This window comes from Croceitalea sp. P059, from assembly GCF_031846365.1.
GTDB classification, from domain to species: domain Bacteria; phylum Bacteroidota; class Bacteroidia; order Flavobacteriales; family Flavobacteriaceae; genus Croceitalea; species Croceitalea vernalis.
In genome coordinates, this window is record NZ_JAVRHW010000003.1 from 164,676 (window position 1) to 187,042 (window position 22,367).

Annotated in this window: 22 protein-coding genes; 9 read left to right on the forward strand and 13 right to left on the reverse strand. The window is 33.4% G+C overall.

Features of this window, described 5'->3' with window-relative positions; genetic code table 11:
• Nucleotides 1-4 precede the first annotated feature (4 nt).
• From RM542_RS10905 to RM542_RS10940, 8 genes are all read right to left on the reverse strand, one after another.
• Nucleotides 5-907: a mechanosensitive ion channel domain-containing protein gene (locus tag RM542_RS10905; protein ID WP_311385782.1), complete on the reverse strand. Its 903-nt coding sequence runs from the start codon at nucleotides 905-907 to the stop codon at nucleotides 5-7.
• Between the two features lie 3 nt (nucleotides 908-910).
• A complete protein-coding gene (locus RM542_RS10910) occupies nucleotides 911-2,251 on the reverse strand; it encodes an ABC transporter permease (RefSeq protein WP_311385783.1) in 1,341 nt (446 codons plus the stop codon).
• The gene (locus tag RM542_RS10915; protein ID WP_311385784.1) at nucleotides 2,248-3,180 is read right to left on the reverse strand and encodes an ATP-binding cassette domain-containing protein; all 933 of its coding nucleotides are present in this window, start codon (nucleotides 3,178-3,180) and stop codon (nucleotides 2,248-2,250) included. Before RM542_RS10915 ends, RM542_RS10910 begins: the two co-directional genes overlap by 4 nt.
• Before the next feature lie 225 nt (nucleotides 3,181-3,405).
• Nucleotides 3,406-4,524 carry a molecular chaperone DnaJ gene (gene dnaJ / locus RM542_RS10920; RefSeq protein WP_311385785.1) on the reverse strand — a complete coding sequence of 373 codons (1,119 nt, stop codon included), beginning with the start codon at nucleotides 4,522-4,524 and terminating at the stop codon, nucleotides 3,406-3,408.
• Nucleotides 4,525-4,563: 39 nt separating this feature from the next.
• Nucleotides 4,564-5,133, reverse strand: coding sequence for a nucleotide exchange factor GrpE (locus RM542_RS10925; RefSeq protein WP_311385786.1), 570 nt, complete (start codon nucleotides 5,131-5,133; stop codon nucleotides 4,564-4,566).
• 133 nt (nucleotides 5,134-5,266) lie between these two features.
• Nucleotides 5,267-6,226, reverse strand: a complete 960-nt coding sequence (locus tag RM542_RS10930) for a TIGR01777 family oxidoreductase (protein ID WP_311385787.1) — start codon at nucleotides 6,224-6,226, stop codon at nucleotides 5,267-5,269.
• 122 nt (nucleotides 6,227-6,348) lie between these two features.
• Entirely contained in the window at nucleotides 6,349-7,023 is a 675-nt protein-coding gene (mnmD, locus tag RM542_RS10935; RefSeq protein ID WP_311385788.1) for a tRNA (5-methylaminomethyl-2-thiouridine)(34)-methyltransferase MnmD, read from the reverse strand.
• A 1-nt stretch (nucleotide 7,024) separates the two neighbouring features.
• Nucleotides 7,025-7,495 (reverse strand): DUF4920 domain-containing protein, encoded by a 471-nt coding sequence (locus RM542_RS10940; RefSeq protein ID WP_311385789.1) that lies wholly within the window; start codon nucleotides 7,493-7,495, stop codon nucleotides 7,025-7,027.
• A 107-nt stretch (nucleotides 7,496-7,602) separates the two neighbouring features.
• Between RM542_RS10940 and RM542_RS10945 the strand changes: the two genes are divergently transcribed.
• Entirely contained in the window at nucleotides 7,603-8,667 is a 1,065-nt protein-coding gene (locus RM542_RS10945; RefSeq protein WP_311385790.1) for a branched-chain amino acid aminotransferase, read from the forward strand.
• A gap of 25 nt (nucleotides 8,668-8,692) precedes the next feature.
• Here RM542_RS10945 and RM542_RS10950 read toward each other — a convergent pair whose 3' ends face one another.
• Nucleotides 8,693-9,079: a nucleoside triphosphate pyrophosphohydrolase family protein gene (locus RM542_RS10950; protein ID WP_311385791.1), complete on the reverse strand. Its 387-nt coding sequence runs from the start codon at nucleotides 9,077-9,079 to the stop codon at nucleotides 8,693-8,695.
• 617 nt (nucleotides 9,080-9,696) lie between these two features.
• Here RM542_RS10950 and crcB point away from each other — a divergent pair.
• The 4 genes from crcB (at nucleotide 9,697) to RM542_RS10970 (ending at nucleotide 13,086) form a co-directional block, all read left to right on the forward strand.
• Nucleotides 9,697-10,068, forward strand: coding sequence for a fluoride efflux transporter CrcB (crcB, locus tag RM542_RS10955; protein ID WP_311385792.1), 372 nt, complete (start codon nucleotides 9,697-9,699; stop codon nucleotides 10,066-10,068).
• Nucleotides 10,069-10,332: 264 nt separating this feature from the next.
• Nucleotides 10,333-10,671 carry a P-II family nitrogen regulator gene (locus tag RM542_RS10960; RefSeq protein ID WP_311385793.1) on the forward strand — a complete coding sequence of 113 codons (339 nt, stop codon included), beginning with the start codon at nucleotides 10,333-10,335 and terminating at the stop codon, nucleotides 10,669-10,671.
• 29 nt (nucleotides 10,672-10,700) lie between these two features.
• Entirely contained in the window at nucleotides 10,701-11,939 is a 1,239-nt protein-coding gene (locus tag RM542_RS10965; RefSeq protein ID WP_311385794.1) for an ammonium transporter, read from the forward strand.
• Between the two features lie 109 nt (nucleotides 11,940-12,048).
• Nucleotides 12,049-13,086: an outer membrane beta-barrel protein gene (locus RM542_RS10970; protein WP_311385795.1), complete on the forward strand. Its 1,038-nt coding sequence runs from the start codon at nucleotides 12,049-12,051 to the stop codon at nucleotides 13,084-13,086.
• Nucleotides 13,087-13,137: 51 nt separating this feature from the next.
• Here the strand turns inward: RM542_RS10970 and RM542_RS10975 are convergent, their stop codons facing one another.
• Complete coding sequence (locus tag RM542_RS10975; RefSeq protein ID WP_311385796.1) at nucleotides 13,138-13,779, reverse strand: DUF1684 domain-containing protein; 642 nt, start codon at nucleotides 13,777-13,779, stop codon at nucleotides 13,138-13,140.
• A gap of 75 nt (nucleotides 13,780-13,854) precedes the next feature.
• Here RM542_RS10975 and RM542_RS10980 point away from each other — a divergent pair, with 75 nt between their 5' ends.
• Entirely contained in the window at nucleotides 13,855-14,574 is a 720-nt protein-coding gene (locus RM542_RS10980) for a DJ-1/PfpI family protein (RefSeq protein WP_311385797.1), read from the forward strand.
• On the opposite strand, the gene RM542_RS10985 is transcribed toward RM542_RS10980, so the two are convergent.
• Both RM542_RS10985 and RM542_RS10990 read right to left on the reverse strand, forming a co-directional pair.
• Nucleotides 14,561-15,979, reverse strand: a complete 1,419-nt coding sequence (locus RM542_RS10985; protein ID WP_311385798.1) for an alpha/beta hydrolase — start codon at nucleotides 15,977-15,979, stop codon at nucleotides 14,561-14,563. The genes RM542_RS10980 and RM542_RS10985 overlap by 14 nt on opposite strands.
• Before the next feature lie 50 nt (nucleotides 15,980-16,029).
• Nucleotides 16,030-16,479 (reverse strand): Lrp/AsnC family transcriptional regulator, encoded by a 450-nt coding sequence (locus tag RM542_RS10990; protein WP_311385799.1) that lies wholly within the window; start codon nucleotides 16,477-16,479, stop codon nucleotides 16,030-16,032.
• A 117-nt stretch (nucleotides 16,480-16,596) separates the two neighbouring features.
• Here RM542_RS10990 and RM542_RS10995 point away from each other — a divergent pair, with 117 nt between their 5' ends.
• On the forward strand, nucleotides 16,597-17,001 hold the full coding sequence (locus tag RM542_RS10995; RefSeq protein WP_311385800.1) for a hypothetical protein: 405 nt from the start codon (nucleotides 16,597-16,599) through the stop codon (nucleotides 16,999-17,001).
• Nucleotides 17,002-17,032: 31 nt separating this feature from the next.
• Here RM542_RS10995 and RM542_RS11000 read toward each other — a convergent pair whose 3' ends face one another.
• Nucleotides 17,033-20,476: a methylmalonyl-CoA mutase family protein gene (locus tag RM542_RS11000; protein ID WP_311385801.1), complete on the reverse strand. Its 3,444-nt coding sequence runs from the start codon at nucleotides 20,474-20,476 to the stop codon at nucleotides 17,033-17,035.
• 141 nt (nucleotides 20,477-20,617) lie between these two features.
• Between RM542_RS11000 and purU the strand changes: the two genes are divergently transcribed.
• Both purU and RM542_RS11010 read left to right on the forward strand, forming a co-directional pair.
• Nucleotides 20,618-21,466 carry a formyltetrahydrofolate deformylase gene (gene purU / locus RM542_RS11005; RefSeq protein WP_311385802.1) on the forward strand — a complete coding sequence of 283 codons (849 nt, stop codon included), beginning with the start codon at nucleotides 20,618-20,620 and terminating at the stop codon, nucleotides 21,464-21,466.
• Between the two features lie 43 nt (nucleotides 21,467-21,509).
• Nucleotides 21,510-22,214: a DUF4197 domain-containing protein gene (locus RM542_RS11010; RefSeq protein ID WP_311385803.1), complete on the forward strand. Its 705-nt coding sequence runs from the start codon at nucleotides 21,510-21,512 to the stop codon at nucleotides 22,212-22,214.
• Nucleotides 22,215-22,367 lie beyond the last annotated feature (153 nt).

Genomic DNA, 22,367 nt, shown 5'->3' on the forward strand with positions numbered 1-22,367 from the left:
AAGATTACTTATCTGAGCCTAGCTGATGTTGATATAAATGAACATCGCGCTGTGGGAACGGAATGCTAACGTTATTCTCCCTAAACTTAGTATCTATTTCATAGCGAATACTACTTTTTATTCTAGGGTCACTAAAACTATCATTGATATAAAAATTGATAGAAAATAATAAAGCAGAATCTCCAAAATCTTCAAATAAAACAAAAGGCTTAGGATTTTTTAAAATACCTTTTTGCCCATCTACAACGTCTTCTAACAACTGAGTTACCAATTGGACATCGCTACCATAAGCTACACCAACGTTCACCTTTTCTCTTGTGGTTTTATGATTTTGTGTATAGTTATGAATAATATCACTAATGAATTTGTGATTAGGAATAATAATAACCTTATCATCTCTAGTCAATGCCCTAGTAGTTCTTAACTTAATTTCAAAAACCTTACCTACCTTGCCATCTACCTCAACTATATCGCCTACCCTTAAAGATTTATCAACGATAATGAAAATACCTCCTATTATATCCTGAAATAACTCTTGCAAGGCTAATCCTAGTCCCACAAATAGCGCTGCAGACGCTGTTAAAATTACGGTAACGTTTATACCGGCAGCACTCATTGTTAAAAGAATCACTACCAAGTAAACTACATACTTAATGAACTTGAAAATACTGATAAACTTTAGTTTATCTTCTTGGTCCATTTTTCGGGTAAAAAACTTCCTAACCCACTTTAGAACAAACCCCGTAATCATAAAGGCTAATGTGAGCAATAACAAAAGACCTATGGTAATATGTATTGAATTTGAACCTTCTCCGTAGTGGAAACCCCAATTAAGAAACTCTTGAATGGAGCCCCAAATATCTTTTTCAATAATCTCTTTTATGTCTTTTGCTTTGTCTTGAATCATTAGTTAATATTTGAGCCACTTGAACAACTCGCGATAAGTAGGTTTCTTTCCATACATTAAAATACCGACTCTATAAATTTTTGCAGCAAGCCAAACAATTCCTAAAAAGGTAATTATCAAGAATATAATGCTTGTCAAAAATTGCCATAAAGGAACTCCACCTTCACCTAAACCACCAGGTAAACGCATTAGCATTACTATAGGTGATGTTAACGGAAATAAAGAAAATCCTACTGCTATTGGCCCATGTGGATTACTAAATACTGAAAAGAAACCCACATAAATCGCTAACATCAAAGGTAGGATTATAGGGAATATAAACTGTTGAGTATCTGTTTCATTGTCAACTGCAGCTCCTATAGCTGCGTATATGGAACTATAAATTAAATAACCAAGCACAAAATAAATGATAAACGAACTCAATAATAATACCCATGGAATTTTAAAAAATTCCTCAGCGTAAACCTGCATATCATTACTCGAAGCTTCAGGTAATGTTGCCATATTAACCATTGCATTTTGTTCCATCATCGGATTAGCACTCAAAGCATTTAAATCAATATCAAGTAAAAGCATAGCGACAAAAAGTAAAATGGAGGCGGAAAAAATCCATATTGCAAATTGGGTTATACCTGCTAAAGAAGTACCTATTATCTTCCCTAACATCAATTGAAAAGGTTTTACTGAAGAAATTATAACCTCAATAATTCTACTAGTTTTTTCTTCAATTACGCTGCGCATTACAAAACCACCGTAAATGATTATAAACATCATAATTAAATATCCGAACCCACCGCCAATTACAGCTTTAATTTCATTAATACCTTTGACATTTTGTTCACCCTCAAAAGTTGATGTTCTGATTTCAAAATTCTCGTCAATATCAGCAAAATCCTTTGCAGAAACCCCTAGTTGTTGCAATCTTCCTTGACGCAATCTATTTTGAAAAATAGTTTCTAATCGTTCCACAACATTACTGACTGGGCTTTCTTTTGTATAAAAAAAGGCTTGACTAGCTGTTGCTTCTAAATTTTCTTGTTTAGAAATATGAAGAAGTCCATAATTGCCCATAGAAATGGTTGAATCTTTCGCTTCTTCAAAGCTCAAATTTCTCAGTTTTATATAGGAAATACTTTCGTTTGGATTAAAAGAATTTGAAAAAAAATCACTTTCATTTAAAACTGTGATGATGCGTTTTTCGCTATCATTAACTTTGGTCAAAAACGCAATAAGCACTATCATTCCAACCATTAGAATAGGACTTAAAAAGGTCATTATAATAAAGGACTTATTACGAACCTTTGCCAAATACTCTCTTTTGATGATTAGTTTAAGTTTACTCATTTAGTTCGTGCATTTACATTTTGAATGAAAATATCATTAGCAGAAGGTATTAGCTCTTCAAAATGATTAATTGTACCAATTGCCGCTAAGCTATTCAATGCAGATGAAGTATCTGGGCTTGATAATTGCAATGTAAAATCAATTTGATTTACATCATTACCAACTATTTCATTTGTAATTTCAAAAGAAGTTTTGATTTGTTCTAATAATTGATCATTTGGATTGCTAACATTTAATCCCACTTTAAACTTATTATTCTTGTAAGCTTTTTTAATATCAGTCAATTTTCCGTCTAATATTTTTTCCGATTGATGCAGCAGAGTTATATACTCACAAAGCTCTTCGACAGATTCCATTCGATGAGTAGAAAAAATAATGGAAGTACCCATTTTCTTTAACTCTAGAATTTCATCTTTTATTTTATTAGCATTAATGGGGTCAAAACCACTAAAAGGTTCATCAAAAATCAACAGTTTTGGTTCATGAAGTACGGTTACAATAAATTGTATTTTCTGAGCCATTCCTTTTGAAAGCTCTTGTATTTTTTTGTTCCACCAATCTCCAATTTCAAGGCGCTCAAACCAATACTTTAATCTTTTCTTAGCTTCAGTCTTTGAAAGCCCTTTTAATTGAGCTAGATATAATGCTTGCTCACCTACTTTCATACTTTTATAGAGTCCACGCTCTTCTGGTAGGTAACCTATTGTTGCAATATGTTTAGGGGCTAAAGGTTGACCATTAAATAATACATGGCCTGTATCGGGATAAGTTATTTGATTGATAATTCTAATTAGCGTAGTCTTGCCTGCTCCATTCGGACCTAATAGACCATATATACAATTCTCTGGAATTTCAAGAGAAATATTGCTCAATGCTGTATGATTCCCAAACTTTTTAGAAACATTTTCAGCAATAAGAATGTGGTTCATACAATCAATTTTATCAAAGATACATCTATTTAAAAATGCGCAAAATCAATAACCCATGTGAAGATTAAAAGGTGATTCTAAGAATCTATTATCGCCATAAATCACAAAACCCACCCTTAACGAATCAAGGATGGGAAAAAAATTGCTATGAAAAAGAAAATAGACACTGCGAACAGCATCTAGTTCAAATATACGTTTTTTATTTTATTGGCAATAGTAAAACTTTTAAGAGAACATATCTTTTACTTTCTCGAAGAATGATTTGTCAGATTTTTCGGGTTTGGGGGCAAAATTATCATCATTCTGCATGCGTTCAAAAAACTCTTTTTGCTCTCTACTTAGCTCTTTTGGCGTCCAAACATTCACGTGTACTAATAAATCGCCACTACCATATCCATTTAGACTTTGAATACCTTTACCTCTTAGTCGCAGTATCTTTCCCGATTGGATACCAGACTCCAGCTTAATTCTTACTTTTCCAGTGACCGCATCAATTTCTTTAGAACTTCCGAGAACAGCTTCAGAAAAACTAATATATAGGTCATAATGTAAATTATCGCCTTCGCGCTTCAGAGTGTTGTGCTCTTCCGTTTCAATAGCTACCAATAAATCTCCTGATATACCATCTCCGGGAGCACCATTTCCTTTACCGGAAACTTTAAGTTGCATACCCTCTTCAACGCCCGCTGGAATTTTAATTGAAACAGTTTCTTCTACAACTTTTAAACCCTGAGAATCTGCATCACTTGGTCTTTTGTCAATAATTTGACCAGCACCACCGCAAGCACTACAAGTAGCTGCAGTTTGCATACGACCAAGAATTGTATTTTGAATTTTAGTGACTTGACCCGTACCATTACATGTTCCACAAGTTTTATATGTAACGCCATCGGCTTGTACTTTTCTGCGAACCTTAACTTTCTTTTCTACACCATTAGCAACCTCCTCAAGTGTCATCTTTACTCTTATCCTAAGATTACTTCCCTTTACACGTCTTTGACCACCTCCAAAACCGCTGAAACCTCCAAAACCGCCGCCTCCAAAAGCACTACCAAAAATATCTCCAAATTGGCTAAAGATATCATCCATGTTCATACCTCCACCACCACCGAAGCCACCGCCTTCAAAAGCAGCATGACCAAATTGGTCATATTTAGCTCGTTTATCAGGGTCACTTAAAACTTCATAAGCTTCAGCCGCCTTTTTAAACATTTCTTCTGCATTGGAATCTCCCGGATTCTTATCAGGATGAAACTCTATCGCCTTTTTTCGATAAGCTTTCTTAATTTCAGCTGCTGTTGCACCCTTTGAAAGGCCTAATATTTCGTAAAAATCTTGTTTCAAAATATGTGTTTAATTTAATTGGTGCTTTTTATTCTTTAATTAGTTACCAACCACTACTTTAGGGTGACGGATAATTTTATCTCCTAAGGTAAAACCCTTCTCAATTACGTCAATAATTTTTCCCTTAAGCTTTTTATTCGGTGCAGGGATTTGGGTTACGGCATCATGAATCTCTGCATCAAAAACATCACCTGCTCCAACTTCCATTTCTGCTAAACCTTTATTCTTCAAAATTTCTCTAAACTTATTGCTTATCAAGCCAACACCTTTAAAAAGTTCATTGTCTTCTGACTTAGAAATTTCTTTCAATGCTCGATCAAAATCGTCAAGAATTGGCAACATGGAAACAATTACATCTTGCCCAGCCGTTTTAAAAAGCTCCATTCGCTCTTTGGAGGTTCGCTTCTTGAAATTCTCAAATTCCGCAAAAAGCCTCAAGAATTTATCTTTTTCTTTCGCAAGATCTTCTTTTAATTGATCTTCAACTGATATTTCATCTTTATCTGCCACACCTTCATTAACTTTATCAGTTTTTAGCTCAGTTTCATTAACAGATTGTTCTTTATCGATTTCTTCCTCCATTTCTTGAACCTTACTTTTCTTGCTCATTAATCTAAATTTTAATTTTCAAATTTAAGATGGCAAAAGTACTGCCAATTGTCTTAAAATGTCAAAATGTCACCAATAAATACAAAAAAATCCGCCAAAAGCGGATTCCTCATTTTTAATTTGAAAATATAGCCTAGGCAAATTCCTTTTTATAATCTGACACAGGGCTGCGTTTATTGGAATCCTTATCATAAATGGCCTCGAAAGCTTTACATATATTCAGATAATTAAAATAAAAACCATCTTTTTCGATTCGCTGACTACTTACACGCTGACTAGCGAATAATAAATAAGCCATTTCTCCTAACAACAATTTCATTGCGAACTCAGGAATATTAGGCAATATTATTGAACGCCCTAATACCTTGGCAAGCTCTGTGACCATTTTAGAGTTGGTTACAGGGTTCGGGGCTACAGCATTATAAATACCAGAAAGCTTGTTTGAAACAACAAAAGTAAATAGCCGTGCCAAATCATCTATATGTATCCACGACTGCCATTGCTCACCAGTACCAAAAGCAGCACCAACATAATTCTTAATTGGGGTCGCCATTTTTGGAAGAGCACCACCATCTTTAGAGAGTACTAAACCAATACGTATTTTAGATACTTTAAATCCGAATTCTTTAAAAGATTCAATTTCGTCTTCCCAAGAATTTACTACTTCTCCTAAAAAACTATTATCAACTTTAGTTTCTTCTTCTGTATAAAAAGTTCCTAAAGAGTTTGGATAAATTCCTATTGCAGAAGCGGATGCAAATGTTTCAATCTTAGTGGTATCAGATAATTCGAGTCCTTGTTTTAGAGTTTTTAAACTATCTATTCGACTATTCAAAACCTCATTTTTGTAAGATTTTGTCCATCTTTTTGATATAGTCGCACCCGCCAAATTAATAATAGCTTCTACATCGTTAAAACAATTAATATCTATTTCGGATTCCTTGGGATTCCAGTAATATCCTTGATAACCTTTCTTAGAAACGATTTTACTTTTGCTTGTAGTTAAATAATTAACTGTAATTTTTTTAGCATGTAATTCTTTAACAATGGCCTTACCCACTAACCCTGTCGCACCCGTTATCAAAATCTTCATACAATCATTTTAAACAAATATAATTGAATTAAAGTGCTGATTAATAGGCATTAATTAAGGTTTAACACAATTGTTTAAAGTTTGAAAAGCGTATAATTAAGTGTGAATTCACAATTAAAAGGTTATTCTGATTTTAGCTTTTTAAAAGCACGAAGCATTTCACGCTTACCTGGTGGACCTGGAAGTCTTTCTACTTCAAAACCTACTTCTTGCATAGCTCTGCGAACACTGCCCTTAGCAGAGTAGGTAACCAAAACGCCATCCCAATCTAAAGCAGCATACATTTTTTTAAAAATTGAAACCGTCCAAAGTTCTGGTTGTACTCTAGCTCCAAATGCATCAAAATAAATAAGGTTAAACAAACCGATTTCATTTATAGTTGTAAAATCTTTCTTCTGTTTGGTCAATTCAAAATTTGAAGAAAGTCTAACCTTCTCATTCCAATTTGATGTATGCATTTGTCGAAATGTCTCTTCGAACTCTTTAGCTTCTAATAAATCAATATAATTTAAAGAAGAAATTTCTACTTCACTTACCGGATAGGCCTCGACACCAACATAGTGTATTTTTAATTGTTGTTTTGGCGCCTCAATTAAACTTATTAATGCGTTAAGTCCAGTTCCAAAACCAATTTCAAGAATTTGAATTTGTCGATGACTAAAATATCTTAAACCATTTTTAATAAAAACATGATAAGCCTCTTGAATTGCTCCGTGTTTAGAGTGGTATTGTTCATTCCAATCCTCTATTTGAATGGTTTTGGAACCATCTAATGTTGTGATGATTCTTCTTTTCACTTTATTGATTTATTAAAACACCATCCGCTTCAAAACGAAGCGTTTTTTTTACTTGAGTAATTTTTGCAATCTCTTCTTTGGCAACACCTTCATCTTCGGCGTAGTGCTTTTGTTCTTCAACAGACATTTCTTCAATAAATGCTTTTCCATTCATTACTACAGTTTTATCAGAAGAGTCTAAAGGCACAAAAAAGCCATAATCCTTAAATTTCACAAAAACCTCTTGCCCATTGGATAAATCAACTTTCATCCAACATCCCTTAGCCTGACAGACTTCAGTTATTTTGCCACTCAATTGGATTAAAGTGGTATCAGCAACTTTTAAACCCTCATAAACTTTCCAATTTTCCTCACTACTCTTTACTTTATCAAAAGACGAACCAAATTGGCCTGTTGAAATATCATCTTGGGCTTGAGAAAATTGAGCTATAATCATTAAGAATATCACAATCAAAATGTTAAAAGTTTTCATATCTAAAAAAAGTTTGTGGTGTTATGAGTTTTACTAGTATTTAAAGTTAATAAAAGGAAAAAAACTTATTAGAATTAGCTAATTTTATTTTTTTCAAAGGTATTACTATGGAAGCTCAGTTAAAAAATATTAAGATTGAAAAATCGAAAACAACTAAAATCAATGAGGTTGATTTTGACAACCTAGCTTTTGGCAGTGTTTATTCGGACCATATGTTGGTCTGCGATTATAAAAACGGAGCGTGGGAAACTCCAGAGATTATGCCTTACCAACCTATTACCTTGGATCCAGCGGCAAAAATATTTCATTATGGCCAGTCCATTTTCGAAGGAATGAAGGCTTATAAAGATAGTTCGGGAGCAACATGGCTTTTTAGACCAAAGAATAATCACAAAAGGCTTAATATTTCAGCCAAACGCCTTGCTATACCAGAAATTCCTGAAGAAATTTTCATGGAAGGACTAACAACACTTCTTCGTTTAGAAAAAGATTGGATACCTTCAAACCCTGGTAGTTCTTTATACATTAGACCGTTCATTTTAGCTTCTGGTAACGGATTTCATGCTTCTCCGGCCGATGAATATAAATTCATCATTTGTTGTGCTCCATCCGGAGCCTATTTTTCTGGAAAAGTAAAAGTATTGATAGAAGAAAAATATTCAAGATCAGCTAATGGTGGCGTTGGCTATGCAAAAGCTGGTGGTAACTACGCTGGACAATTCTACCCTACACAATTAGCCGTTAAAAAAGGATACAACCAAGTCATATGGACTGATGATAATACGCATGAATATATCGAAGAGGCCGGCGCGATGAATATTTTTATTCGAATTAACGACACATTAATAACTGGTCCGACCAGTGATCGTATATTAGATGGTATTACAAGAAAAAGTATTTTGGAAATAGCAGAAGATGAGGGCATACAGACCGAAGTTCGTAAGATTACTGTAACTGAAGTTGTCAGGGCAGCTAAATCTGGAGCACTTAAAGAAATGTTTGGTGCGGGAACCGCTGCAGTAGTTTCACCGATTTCTACTTTTGGTCACAAAGGTGTTGATTATGACCTGCCAGAACTACAAGATAATTTTGCATCGCTGTTAAAAAAACGAATAACTGATATTCAATACAATCGCGCCGAAGATAAATTTGGTTGGAGATATAAAGTATAAAAAAAGCGCCAAATTTGGCGCTTTTTTAATTTTCTAATATTTTGGCAATATTTGGTTTAAAATAATTTGGCCCTTTAAGTACCTTACCATCTTCTCGATAAATAGGTTTACCATCGGCACCTAACTTACTCATATTACTTCTTTGGATTTCATTAAAAACTTCTTCTATTTTATGTTGCATTCCATGTTCAAGAATAGTACCACATAAAATATAAAGCATATCACCTAGTGCATCAGCAACTTCAATTAAATCGCCTTCACCAGCTGCTTCCAAATACTCTCGATTCTCTTCATCCATCAAATTAAAACGAAGTTCATTTTTTGATTTTCCCAAATTAGCCTTAGGATTATCTAATATTCCAAGACCAAAAGCTTCATGAAACTCTTTTACTGCTCGAATTTTACTTTTCATTGATTATGTTTTGCATTAGCTTTGCGTAAAAATAGAAAAACTATGTTCTCTACAGGACAATTAATTTTTGCCGGACTTTTTATACTAGTTTTCACTTTAGTTATTGTTTTTATGTATAAGAAAGACAACAAACTCCATTTAAAAAACTACGAAGGAGTGAAATGGGTCTTAATTTCCTTTACGATTTTCATAATTATCTTGTTTTTAATTAAACACTTCCTTAAAAATTAACAGATATTTTGCTTACGCAACAAAAATCAAACGTTTGACAACATTATTCGGTTAAAAAGTCAATTATATAAGAAAAGACGTACTTTTACAGTGTTAATAATTTAGTACGATGATTTCATTTTTCTTCATTTTCTTTTCTCTATTAGCTATGAATATTCTCTTTTTAATCCTTAGCTCTAAAGGGATTTTAGACAGGTTTAAGAAACCGCTCATGAAGACTTCTGAAACACCTATTGCTAAACTTTTTCCTACAGAATATTCTGAGACCAAATATAAAAAGGCAGTTTAATTAAATTTGTCGCTAATACTTCCCTTAGCGTCAATACACTCTATTATTATTTTTATATTTTTTCTAATTAAACCATTTAAAACCTAAATTTGAGCAAATGAAACAAGCTCTTTTAGTTTTTATTGGTGGAGGGATTGGCAGTACTTTGAGGTATGTCGTATCAAAATACTTTAATTCGTTTTTTGAGCACTTTTATCTAGGCACATTTGCCGTAAACATAATCGGCTGTCTTTTAATTGGTTTTTTATTAACCTTATCCGTTAAGGGCCAATTATTAAGTGAGAATCAACTACTCCTTTTAGCTACAGGGTTTTGCGGTGGTTTCACAACATTTTCAACTTTTGCTTTTGAAAAACATTCACTTTTAAAAAGTGGCGCACTATTCCATTTTTCAATTTATACCTTATCAAGTATAGTCATCGGAATAATTGCCATTACTATTGGTATTTGGGTAGCACGACTTCTTTAAACTCTTCTATAATTTTTTTGATTTTTAAAATTGTTAGAATTAAAACAATTGAACCTAGTTATTGTTAAAAATTATCAGAATTTCTAAAAATCTCAAAACCCATTATTCTAAGATTTTTTAATTATCATAACATTAAATTAATATACCCCTAAAAAAATAGGGGTTTTTCTTTTTATATGATAAAAATGACACTTCACACCCGTTTTTCTAATAGGTCATAATTCATTTAACATATATTTGGCTCTTTAACTAACAAAATCAATTATGAAAAAAGTCGAGGCAATTATTCGAAAATCAAAGTTCGATGAAGTGAAAAAAGCACTTCATGGAATTGAGGTCAACTTCTTTAGTTATTGGGACGTAACTGGAGTTGGAAATGAAAAACAAGGTCATGTATATCGCGGTATTACTTACAGTACAACAGATATCCAAAGAAGATACCTAGTTATAGTAGTATCTGATGAGTTTCTAGAAAAAACAGTGGATACCCTAATCAAAACGGCATCAACCGGTAATGTAGGTGATGGGAAAGTATTTGTTTCTGAAATCTCAGAAGCCTACAGAATACGAACTGGTGAGAGCGGACACGCCGGAATCAATTAATTAAACTAACCAACTTTTTAAATTATATTATGGAAGCAGGATTATTTACAGCAAATAACGTATGGATGATGGTGTGTACCGCATTGGTATTCTTCATGCATCTAGGATTTTCTTTCTTAGAAATAGGATTGACAAGACAAAAGAACACAGTAAACATTTTATTCAAAAACGTTTTTATCATTTGTGTAGGTCTATTGTTATACTACATCGGTGGTTTTAACCTTATGTACCCAGGATTCGAAGATGGAGATATGGGTATTTTTAAATTCGCAGGTTTTGGTATTGCAGCTCCAGAAGGCGGAATGACAGCTGCTTATGCAGATGGAGGTTACACTTGGTGGACAGACTTTCTTTTTCAAGGAATGTTCGCAGCAACAGCTGCAACCATTGTATCTGGTGCAGTAGCTGAAAGAGTAAAATTAGGTGGATTTATGGTTTTCACTATTATCTATGTAGGATTGGTTTATCCAATTGTTGGTGCATGGAAATGGGGTGGAGGCTGGTTAGACGGTCTTGGATTTTATGATTTTGCGGGCTCAACTTTAGTTCACTCTGTAGGTGGATGGGCTGCTTTAATAGCAATTTTCTTATTAGGAGCTAGAAAAGGAAAATTTGGGGAGGATGGAAAAGCCAAAGCTATACCAGGCCATAACTTACCTTTAGCAGCTGCAGGGGTTCTTATCCTTTGGTTAGGATGGTTTGGATTTAACGGTGGATCAGTATTATCCGCTGATCCTGAATTAACTTCATTAGTACTCGTAACTACATGCTTAGCTGCTGCAGCCGGTGGTGTAGCTGCATTTATCACTTCTTTAATAAAGTACAAAAATTATGACTTAACCATGTTCTTAAATGGTATTTTAGGTGGTCTAGTTAGTATTACTGCTGGTGCTGATTTAATGTCACCAAATGAGGCAGTAATTATTGGATTACTAGGAGGAGTTATTGTGGTATTCGGTATTGCCCTAATCGACAAACTAAAATTAGATGACCCTGTAGGCGCTGTAGCCGTTCACTTAATTTGTGGTATTTGGGGAACTTTAGCAGTTGGTTTGTTCGGATCTATGGCAAGTATGGATCAGTTCTTAATTCAACTTGCTGGTGTAGGTGCAGCAGCAACCTTCTGTACTCTTACAGCGTTTATCATACTATTTACTATTAAAAAGGTAGTTGGCATAAGAGTTTCTGAAAAAGAAGAAATCGAAGGTCTAGACATACACGAACATGGTATGGATGCCTATGCTGATTTTAGAATGAATCAACATTAAATAAAAAACGGAGCGTTTTGCAGAGCGCTCCGTAAATAACCTTTTCACTTTTACACATTTAATTTATCAAAAACGCCTCTTTTTGTAGGGGTAATTAATTCTTAACATTATGAAAATGATTATTAATACAAATTACATAAAAAATATATTTTTAGCAGGTTTTGCTCTTGTATCAACCGTTGCTTTTGCTCAAGATGAAGAATCAAAACCAAGTTTATCATTAGCAGGTAGCGTGGACACTTACTACAGAACCACCTTTGGAGAGGCTGGAGTGGATGAAGCAAATTCATTTACCTCTTTTGCCAACCAAACTGGTTTTGCTCTTGGTATGGCGAACATAGTTGGGAGCTATGAAACAGGAAATACCGGTGTGGTTGTTGATTTAGTTTTTGGGCCAAGAGGTACTGAAGCTACTTTTAATAACGATGTATTAAATGGTATAATCAACCAAGCATACGCATATTGGAACGTATCAGAAGGAACTACCTTAACTATTGGTAGATTTAATACATTTTTAGGTTATGAGGTTATTGCTCCACAAGCTAACTTTAACTATAGTGTATCGCATTTATTCTCTAATGGTCCTTTTTCTCATATGGGATTAAAAGCAGATTTTACATTATCTGATGATGTAAGTTTAATGTTAGCTGTAATGAACCCATGGGATACGAATGATGTAACCGGAACCGGAGAAGTTTCTTTAGGAGCTCAATTAGGTTTTTATGGCCAATACCTTAACCTATACTACGATAGCGGAGAAAATGATGGTTTAGGATTTGAAATAGATTATACTGGTGGTTTTGATGTTTCTGACGAATTTTTCTTCGGAATTAATGCGGCATACAACAAAAACTCAGAAACAGATAGCGGGTTCTATGGTGTAGCGCTTTACCCTCAAATAACAACTTCAGATAGTTTTGCTCTTGGTCTAAGAGGAGAATATGTTGCCTTTACTCAAGATGGTTTTGACGACACACCAGTACTTGCAGCGACATTAACTGGCAGTTATACTACTGGTAACTTAATTATTAAACCAGAAATTCGTTTAGATAGCTGGGGTAATGATGTTGAGCCTTTTGGCAGTGCTACTGACCCAAGTAACTCTCTTTCATCCTTTACTTTAGCAGCAATCTACTCTTTTGATTAATTCAAAATATTCATAATTGACAAAATCCCCTAGCAAGATTGTTGGGGGATTTTATTTTTTTATAAAATCTTTTACTCCTGCCAAAACTCTAGTTTTCAAATGATTTTGCCTTGGCACTAGAGGGCAGGAGTATTTTTTGTTATAAACACAATACGGATTATAAGCCTTATTAAAGTCAATTAAAATACTATCACCCTCAGGAATTTTTAAATCGATATAACGTCCTCCACCATAGGTTTCTTCTCCATTAGTATTATCCAAAAAAGGTAAAAAAAGATAGTCCTTATATTTTTCTTGGGTTTTTAATTCTGAGTTTTGATACACCTCTAATTGGTGTGTTTTTCCATTTAATTCAAAACTGACAACAGCATAAACTACTTCTTCATTAATTTCATCAGTAGTTGTACTCATCATAAAAGGTAATGCATCTGGTGTTCTTTTAAAATGTGCTAACACTATATAATTGGTGTCTGGCTCAAAGAAGTCTAATGCATCAAAGTCTTTACGATATCTATCGGGCAAAGGTGAAATTTCAGGGTTCTGAAAATCTTCATTTATCTTTTTCCTATGTTCCAATATTTCAGTAATTGAATTAGAAATAAAAACCATTTGATTATCGGAAGTCTCATGATATTTTTTCCCTTGTTTACAAGAAATAAAAACTAAAAAAAGTATCAATGTTATTTGCTTCATGAAGTAAAAATACGACGAATGTGTTTTATTCTTAAACCAGCTATTGTACTTTGCAAAACTTACTTTTAATTCAAAATGAAAAACAAATACCTCATTCTCGTCATTTCGCTACTTTTCATATCATGTCATACAAAAAAAAGAGAAGAAGCCAGATATGTAACTCAAATTAAAAAAGATAGGTACAATGTAGCATTTTTAATAATGGACGGTGTATACAACACCGAATTTACCGCGCCGTTTGATATTTTTCAGCACACCCAGTACCGAGAAGGTATTAAGGCAATGAATACTTTTACAGTAGCTAACACCTTAAATCCTATCACTTCATTTGAAGGCATACGAATACTTCCAGATTTTGACTATACTAAAGATTCAATTCCTAAAATTGACATCTTGGTTGTGCCAAGTGCAGAGCATCATTTAGATTCAGATTTAGAAGATATGGAGATGTTAAAATTCATAAAGCAAGTAGATAAAAAAGCCCTATTTATGACTTCACATTGTGATGGTGCTTTCGTTTTGGCAAAAGCTGGATTATTAAACAATGTTGCTTCAACGACATTCCCTAGTGATCTTGAAACCTACAAAAAAATGTTCCCTAAACTTGAAGTTAAAGACAGTGTGCTTTTTGTGCACGATGGAAAATATATTACTTCGGCAGGTGGTGCGAAAAGTTTTGAAGCCGCGCTGTATCTTAGCGAGTATTTATATGGGAAAGACATTGCGGAATCTTTAGCCGGTGGATTAGTAATTGACTGGGATTTAGAAGAGATACCACGGTTTATTCGTCCTTGATTTCGTAACGGGCATTGTTCAAATATTTTTCAATCAATTTATTGAATTCGGGCGTTATCTTAAATAAGGTGGTGTGTTCAATATTGTAAAGTTGATTCTTATTTTTAAATCCTTTTTTAAGCAATTCTTCTAAATAATAAAGTGCCGTTCCATAATCGCTATTCTTTGAAGCAATTGAAATCACTTTAATATAATTATCAATTTGATCCGGTTCGGTAATTGTTTTTAGCATCAGTAATAAAATTAGCGCCTCATCATCAGCAATTGGCTCTGCTTGAACTAAGTCAATATTATCTTCCACCAGCGCATTAACATAACCTAACAAACGCTTGCCCATTTGTTGTTCAAGCTTACTATCACCAGAAATAAATCCATTAATTTGGGTCATCTGATAATTCCACCATCCCAAATTATTATAATTATACGTTAGTATATCTTCCTCCAAATAATATGCAAAGTCTTCTCGCAGTAAATTCTCTTTGAAAAGTGCGGCATTTTTAATTCTATTTAAACTCCTGTATAACTTATCTTTCTTTAAACTTTTTTGAACGTTTTTTAAAGAATCAATAGGTATCAAGGTTCTATTACTAGTGATAGTTTCTTTTATTAATCGTTCAGTAAGCAAAAGATTTTTTGTGCTTTGCAGCACCTCGATATCCTTTAATTCCTTCTTATAATTTTGTGCTATAAATAAACTATCCTTCGGAATATTTCCCTTAGCCATGGCGGAAAGATCAAATAAGGACAGTGCTTTTTCAATATAAGTAGGGTTTGGCCACTCAGTACCCCCATCAAAAAAGAGCAAATTATTCGGAAACTTCAATCTATTTAAAACCTTCTCATCTTCAATAAGAGAAGTATAATTAAAATCTTCAGTGCCAGAAATTGCAACGAAATGGAAAGGATTTTTAGTCAACAATAATTCCGTATTTACCAACGATGCACCAATTGATAAAACTCCCTTAATATCCTTGATAACGATAGGTGCCAAATTTGCAAAACGAGCTCCGCTCGAATAGCCTGCAGTATATATCCTATTATTATTAACAGGAAATAATGATTTTACTTGCCGTATCACCATATCAGCATTTAAAATATTTTGTGATACCGTCAAACTATCATTAACCATGTTTGGAGAAGCCAAGATATACCCATTAGCCTCCGCAGCATTTTTAAACATGGCCATACTTTGTTTTGACTTTCCATTCATGTCAAAAACAAAAAGAACTGGCCAACTGCCCTTCATTTCAAATCTTTCCGGCAAATAAAGCGCAAAAGTGTGATTAACAGAATCCTTTACTGCAATAGAATCCATTATTACTCCTTTTTGAAGTCTTAACTCTTGCGAATTGGAAAGCTGAACTAAAATAAAGAAGATGAAAAAAGGCAAGTATTTTTTTATCATATCTTAATTACATCAAAAATCTAGCCAAAAAAAACATACACAAAACAAGATTATTTTTGTTTACTAATCGCTGCATTTGAAATCACATCAGAAAGTATAATATGTGTTCTAGTTTCCCCGTAAGTTATTAATTTATCTATAAACTTTTCTAGATGAAATTGGTCTTTTAATACAACCTCCATTATTATATTTTCATTTCCAGTTATCCTATAACAGTTTAAAACCTCATCAAAAGTTTTAATGATTTCTAAAAATGGTTTAAGCTTCCCAACAAATGCACGAACCGTAATCATTGCCTTTAATTGGTAACCCAAATGAATATGAGATACTTGTGCACGATAGTTTTTAATAACCCCAACATCTTCCATCTTCTTCACTCTATCTGCAACTGCCGGAGAAGTAAGACCAACTTCCTTTCCTATTTCAACAAATGAAGTTCTCGCATTGCGTTGCAAACAATGTAGAATTTTCAAGCTTAATTCATCAACCTTAATATTCAAAGCAATTTGATAATATTTATTTAATATTTAAAGTATTTATGTTTTTTATAGCGACAAAGTAAAGTTAATTTATTTTTTTGAGATGTACCTTTATGTAAAGAATTTCTTAAATAAAAGATGAAAAATAGTAGTTTTAACACCCTTCAGGTATATCAAAAATCTTTGGTTTTAAAAGATTTAACTACTGCAATAGCCTACTATTTTTCTCATGACTCTAATTTCTTTTCAAATAGTAAATCAGAAGGTTTGAGAACAGAAATTGCAAAGGCGTTGTTTGTAGATGCTTCATTGATATCTTCAAATATAAAAGAGGTTACTGTTTCAAAATCTGGTGTTGTTCGTAATAAAAATCTAATTTTTATTAATATAATGACCCGGAACATACTTTCTTATTGCAATGGACTGGAAAAGGATGGTGTCAAAGAAAAAGAATATGTTCATCTACTTCGAAGAGAAATTCAAATTTTTCGTTCTCATTTTAAGCAGTGGAGAAAATCATTGCAAACTAGTGATGATAATTAAATAACAATCTAGGTTTTCATTCAAATAGCAATTACATATTGCGACGATATTGACCACCAACTTGGAATAAAGCATTAGTTATTTCACCTAGGGAGCAATACTTAGTTACTTCCATTAATTCTTCAAAAATATTCTGGTTATCAATTGCTACTTGTTTTAATTCACTTAAAAGTTTTTTTGACTCTTTTATATTTCCTTTATGTAAATTCTCAAGTGTAGTTATTTGATTTTCTTTTTCTCCAATAGTTGCCCTAATTACTTCTGAGGGGAGTACTGTTGGAGAGCCTTTTGAGCTTAAAAACGTATTTACGCCTATTATTGGAAAATCTCCAGAATGTTTCAAAGTTTCATAATACAAACTTTCTTCTTGAATTTTTGAACGTTGATACATGGTTTCCATAGCACCCAATACTCCTCCACGTTCTGTAATTCTATCAAACTCAATTAAAACAGCTTCTTCAACTAAGTCAGTTAACTCCTCAATTATAAAAGATCCCTGAAGAGGGTTTTCATTTTTCGTAAGACCTAATTCTTTATTAATGATGAGCTGAATAGCCATAGCTCTGCGCACTGATTCTTCAGTTGGGGTAGTAATTGCTTCATCATAAGCATTAGTATGTAATGAGTTACAATTATCATAAATAGCATATAAGGCTTGTAACGTTGTTCTAATATCATTAAAGTCTATCTCTTGCGCATGTAGACTGCGACCTGATGTTTGAATATGATATTTCAGCATTTGAGCACGCGGACCTGCCCCATATTTTTCCTTCATTGATTTTGCCCATATTCTACGTGCAACCCTTCCAATAACAGCATACTCGGGATCAATTCCATTTGAAAAAAAGAAAGAAAGGTTAGGTCCAAAATCATTAATATCCATTCCTCGACTTAAATAATACTCCACATATGTAAAACCATTAGATAAAGTAAAGGCTAATTGTGAAATGGGATTAGCACCAGCCTCCGCAATATGATAACCTGAGATTGAAACAGAATAAAAATTTCGAACCTTGTTCTTAATAAAATAAGACTGCACATCACCCATTAAACGTAAAGCGAACTCGGTGGAAAAAATACAAGTATTTTGGGCTTGATCCTCTTTTAAAATATCAGCCTGAACCGTACCCCTAACTAGACTTAACGTTTCAGCCTTTATTGTTTCATAGACATCTTTTGGCAATACTTGATCACCTGTGACCCCAAGAAGTAAAAGTCCAAGTCCGTTATTACCTTCAGGTAATTCTCCAAAGTAACTTGGTCTAATAACTTCTTTTTCTTTAAATATGGTATTTATTTTTTCTTTCACTTTTTCAACCAGACCGTTTTCATGAATATATTTTTCGCAATTTTGGTCAATTGCAGCATTCATAAAAAACCCTAAAAGCATTGGTGCTGGGCCGTTAATGGTCATACTTACTGATGTCATTGCGTCACTCAAGTCAAAGCCTGAATATAACTTTTTAGCATCATCTAAACAGCAGATAGATACTCCAGCATTACCAATCTTACCATAAATATCAGGACGTTTTCCTGGATCATTACCATAAAGTGTAACGGAATCAAAAGCTGTAGATAATCGCTTAGCTTCCATTCCAAAACTTACATAATGAAATCTTCTATTCGTTCTTTCAGGACCGCCCTCGCCAGCAAACATTCTAGTAGGGTCTTCACCAGTTCTTTTAAACGGATAAATACCCGCAGTATAAGGAAATTCACCAGGAACATTTTCCTGTAACATCCATGATAACAGATCACCCCAAGCTTTAAATTTAGGTAGTGCTACTTTTGGAATTTGAGAATGTGATAAAGACGTCGAATGTGTCTCAATTTGAATTTCTTTATTTCTAACTTTAAATGAATAAATTGAGGCTTTATATTTTTGAATTTGAGCATTCCAATTCAAAATCAGGTTCCAATTATAAGGATTTAAATCCATTTTTAATTTATCAAACTCCTCTAACAAACCGGTCACCAGACTCTTATTTTCATTGGTGGTTTTTGACTTCACCGCATCATTTGCAATTCCTGATTTATCAATCTTCAACAACTCATCATCATTTATTATTGATGCTATGGTCATATAAAGACTATATAATTTTTGAGCAATTTTTGCCTGTTCTTGAGCATCGTTATCGTACGACCTATTGATTTCGGCTATTTCGGAAAGATATCGTGTTCGCGATGGCGGAATAACAAATTGCTTCTTGACTTCGTTTTGGTCATTGAATGCGTATTTTGATTCTGGACGAGCCTCTGTTTTGCTCCGTAAAGTTTGTATGACTTTTTGGTATAAATGATTCATTCCTGGATCATTAAACTGTGAGGCTATTGTACCATAAATGGGCAAATCTTCTTGGCTTACTTCCCAAAGATTATGATTTCGAACGTATTGTTTTTTTACATCTCTAATAGCGTCTAAAGCACCTCTTTTGTCAAATTTGTTGATAGCTACCATATCAGCAAAATCTAACATATCAATTTTTTCTAATTGGGTTGCAGCACCAAATTCTGGAGTCATTACATATAAAGAAGCATTACTATGTTCAATTATTTCTGTATCCGACTGTCCAATTCCTGATGTTTCTAAAATGATTAAATCATATTGGGCTGCTTTTAATACTTGAACCGCTTCGTTCACATGTTTTGATAAGGCCAAATTAGATTGTCTAGTGGCCAATGAGCGCATATAAACTCGTTCATTGTTTATTGCGTTCATTCTAATACGGTCTCCTAATAGTGCTCCACCCGTTTTTCTTTTAGATGGATCTACGGAAATAACACCAATATGTTTCTCTGGAAAATCAAACAAAAACCTTCTAATTAACTCATCAACTAAACTCGACTTTCCTGCACCGCCTGTCCCAGTGATTCCTAAAACAGGAATATTATTATCAATCTTAATGCTGGAAAAATGAGATTCAAACTCATTATGTCTATTTTCAGCTAAAGAAATTAATCTTGCAATGGTATTGACATCTTTTTCCACTAATAAACTTATTATGGATTTATCATCAGAATTTCTGAGTTTCGGAACAGCAGTATCACTTGTTTTTACTAAATCATTTATCATTCCTTGGAGCCCCATTTCTCTTCCATCATCTGGTGAGTAAATTCTAGTAATTCCATAATCCATTAATGTTTTAATCTCCCTTGGTAGAATTACACCTCCACCTCCTCCAAAAATTTTGATATGCCCAGCGCCTTTTTCTTCTAATAAGTCATGCATATACTTAAAATACTCATTATGGCCACCTTGATAAGAAGTCATTGCAATGGCATTAGCATCTTCTTGTATAGCGCAATCAACTACTTCTAAAACACTGCGATCATGACCTAGATGAATTACCTCAACACCTGTTGATTGAATGATACGACGCATTATATTAATTGCAGCATCATGACCATCAAATAAAGACGCAGCTGTAACTATTCGTATTTTATTCTTTGGGATATATGGCTTTACTTGCTCCATTGATAAAAAAACATCAAATTTTGTATTGCAATTTACGATAAATGCAAAGAAAATACATGTTTACTTATAATTTTATAAAAGAGTAGTCCTTTCGGGTTTCATTTTTTAGAATAGTATAATTTTATTCCCTAAATAGAACTTGTGAAACTTACCATATTAATTCATTGTGCTGATAGCTCTGGTATTATAAGTGCTGTTACTGGTTTTTTACACAAAAAATTAGGTAACATCATTTATTTAGACCAACATGTTGACCAGCAAACGGGTGTTTTCTTTATGCGATTAGAATGTGAATTCGAAAAAATAGAAGTTTTAACTAAATTCAAAAAGGAATTTGAAGAGGATTTAGCCCAACCCTATAAAATGAAATGGAGCATACATGAAGCCGGAGTAAAACCCAAAATGGCAATATTTGTTTCGAAATATAATCATTGTCTTTACGACTTATTGAGCAGATATAATTCAGGAGAATTGGAGGTAACAATTCCATTTATAATTAGTAACCATAATGACCTTAAATCCATTGCCAATCAATTCAACATACCTTTTCATTATATTCCTGTAACAAAAACAACAAAATCGGAAGCAGAAGAACAACAACTCAAACTCTTGAAGCAAGAAAATATTGATTTTATTGTTCTTGCTCGATACATGCAAATTGTTAGTGAAAAATTAATTTCAATTTATCCCAACAAAATAATTAACATCCACCATTCATTTTTACCTGCATTTGCAGGAGCTAAACCTTATCACGCCGCCTATGAACGAGGAGTTAAAATTATTGGAGCTACGAGTCACTATGTTACCGAAAAATTAGATGCTGGTCCAATTATTGAGCAAGATGTCACTGCAGTATCACATACACATCACATAAAAGACTTTATTTTGAAAGGAAGAGATCTTGAGAAAATTGTGTTATCAAGAGCGGTTAAACTCCACTTACAACGCAAGACTATGGTTTATAACAATAAGACGGTCATTTTTACTTAATTAAGATGATTGCTTGTAATTACTCTAATTTAAAATTTAACAAATGAAAAAGAAAATCCTATTATGCTTAGCTGCGTTTCAACTATTTGGCTGTAATGAGTTGCAACAAGTCGTTAACCAATTACCTCAAGCTGGTGCCCTTGGTAATGAAGAAATTGCAAGTGGGCTAAAAGAAGCTTTAAATTTTGGAATAGAGAAGCAGGTCAGTAAATTAAGTGCTCAAGATGGTTTTTTTAAAAACGAACTCGTTAAAATACTTCTTCCGGAAGAGCTTAGTAAGGTAGATAAAACTTTGCGCGATATTGGTCTAGGTAAACTAGCCAATGAAGGGCTTAAAGTTCTTAATAATGCTGCGGAAGATGCGGTTAGAGAAGCCACACCAATCTTTGTAGATGCAGTGAAAAACATGAGTTTTACAGATGCTAAAAATATTCTATTGGGTGCAGACAATGCTGCAACTACCTATCTTGAACAACAAACGAATTCTAAACTATACGCGAAATTTAATCCTATAATAGAACAATCATTTAAAAAAGTAGGTGCCGATCAGATATGGTCTAATTTAATTACTAAATACAATACACTTCCTCTTACAAATGATGTAAACCCGGATTTAACAGAATATGTTACGCAAGAAGCTTTGGAAGGTGTTTACACCATGATTTCGATAGAAGAAAAAGAAATAAGGAATAAAGTTTCATCAAGATCAACTGACTTATTGAAACGTGTATTTACACTTCAAGATTAACGTTTATTTAATATGAAACTGTTACAATAAACATGTTTAAAGCTCGTTATAACTGTAAGAAAACAAAGCAATTATAACAAATTGCTAAAGTTTGGTTAACCTTGTTTTCAAGATATTAACTGAGCTTTGTACGAGTTATTTGAGTTAGCATTT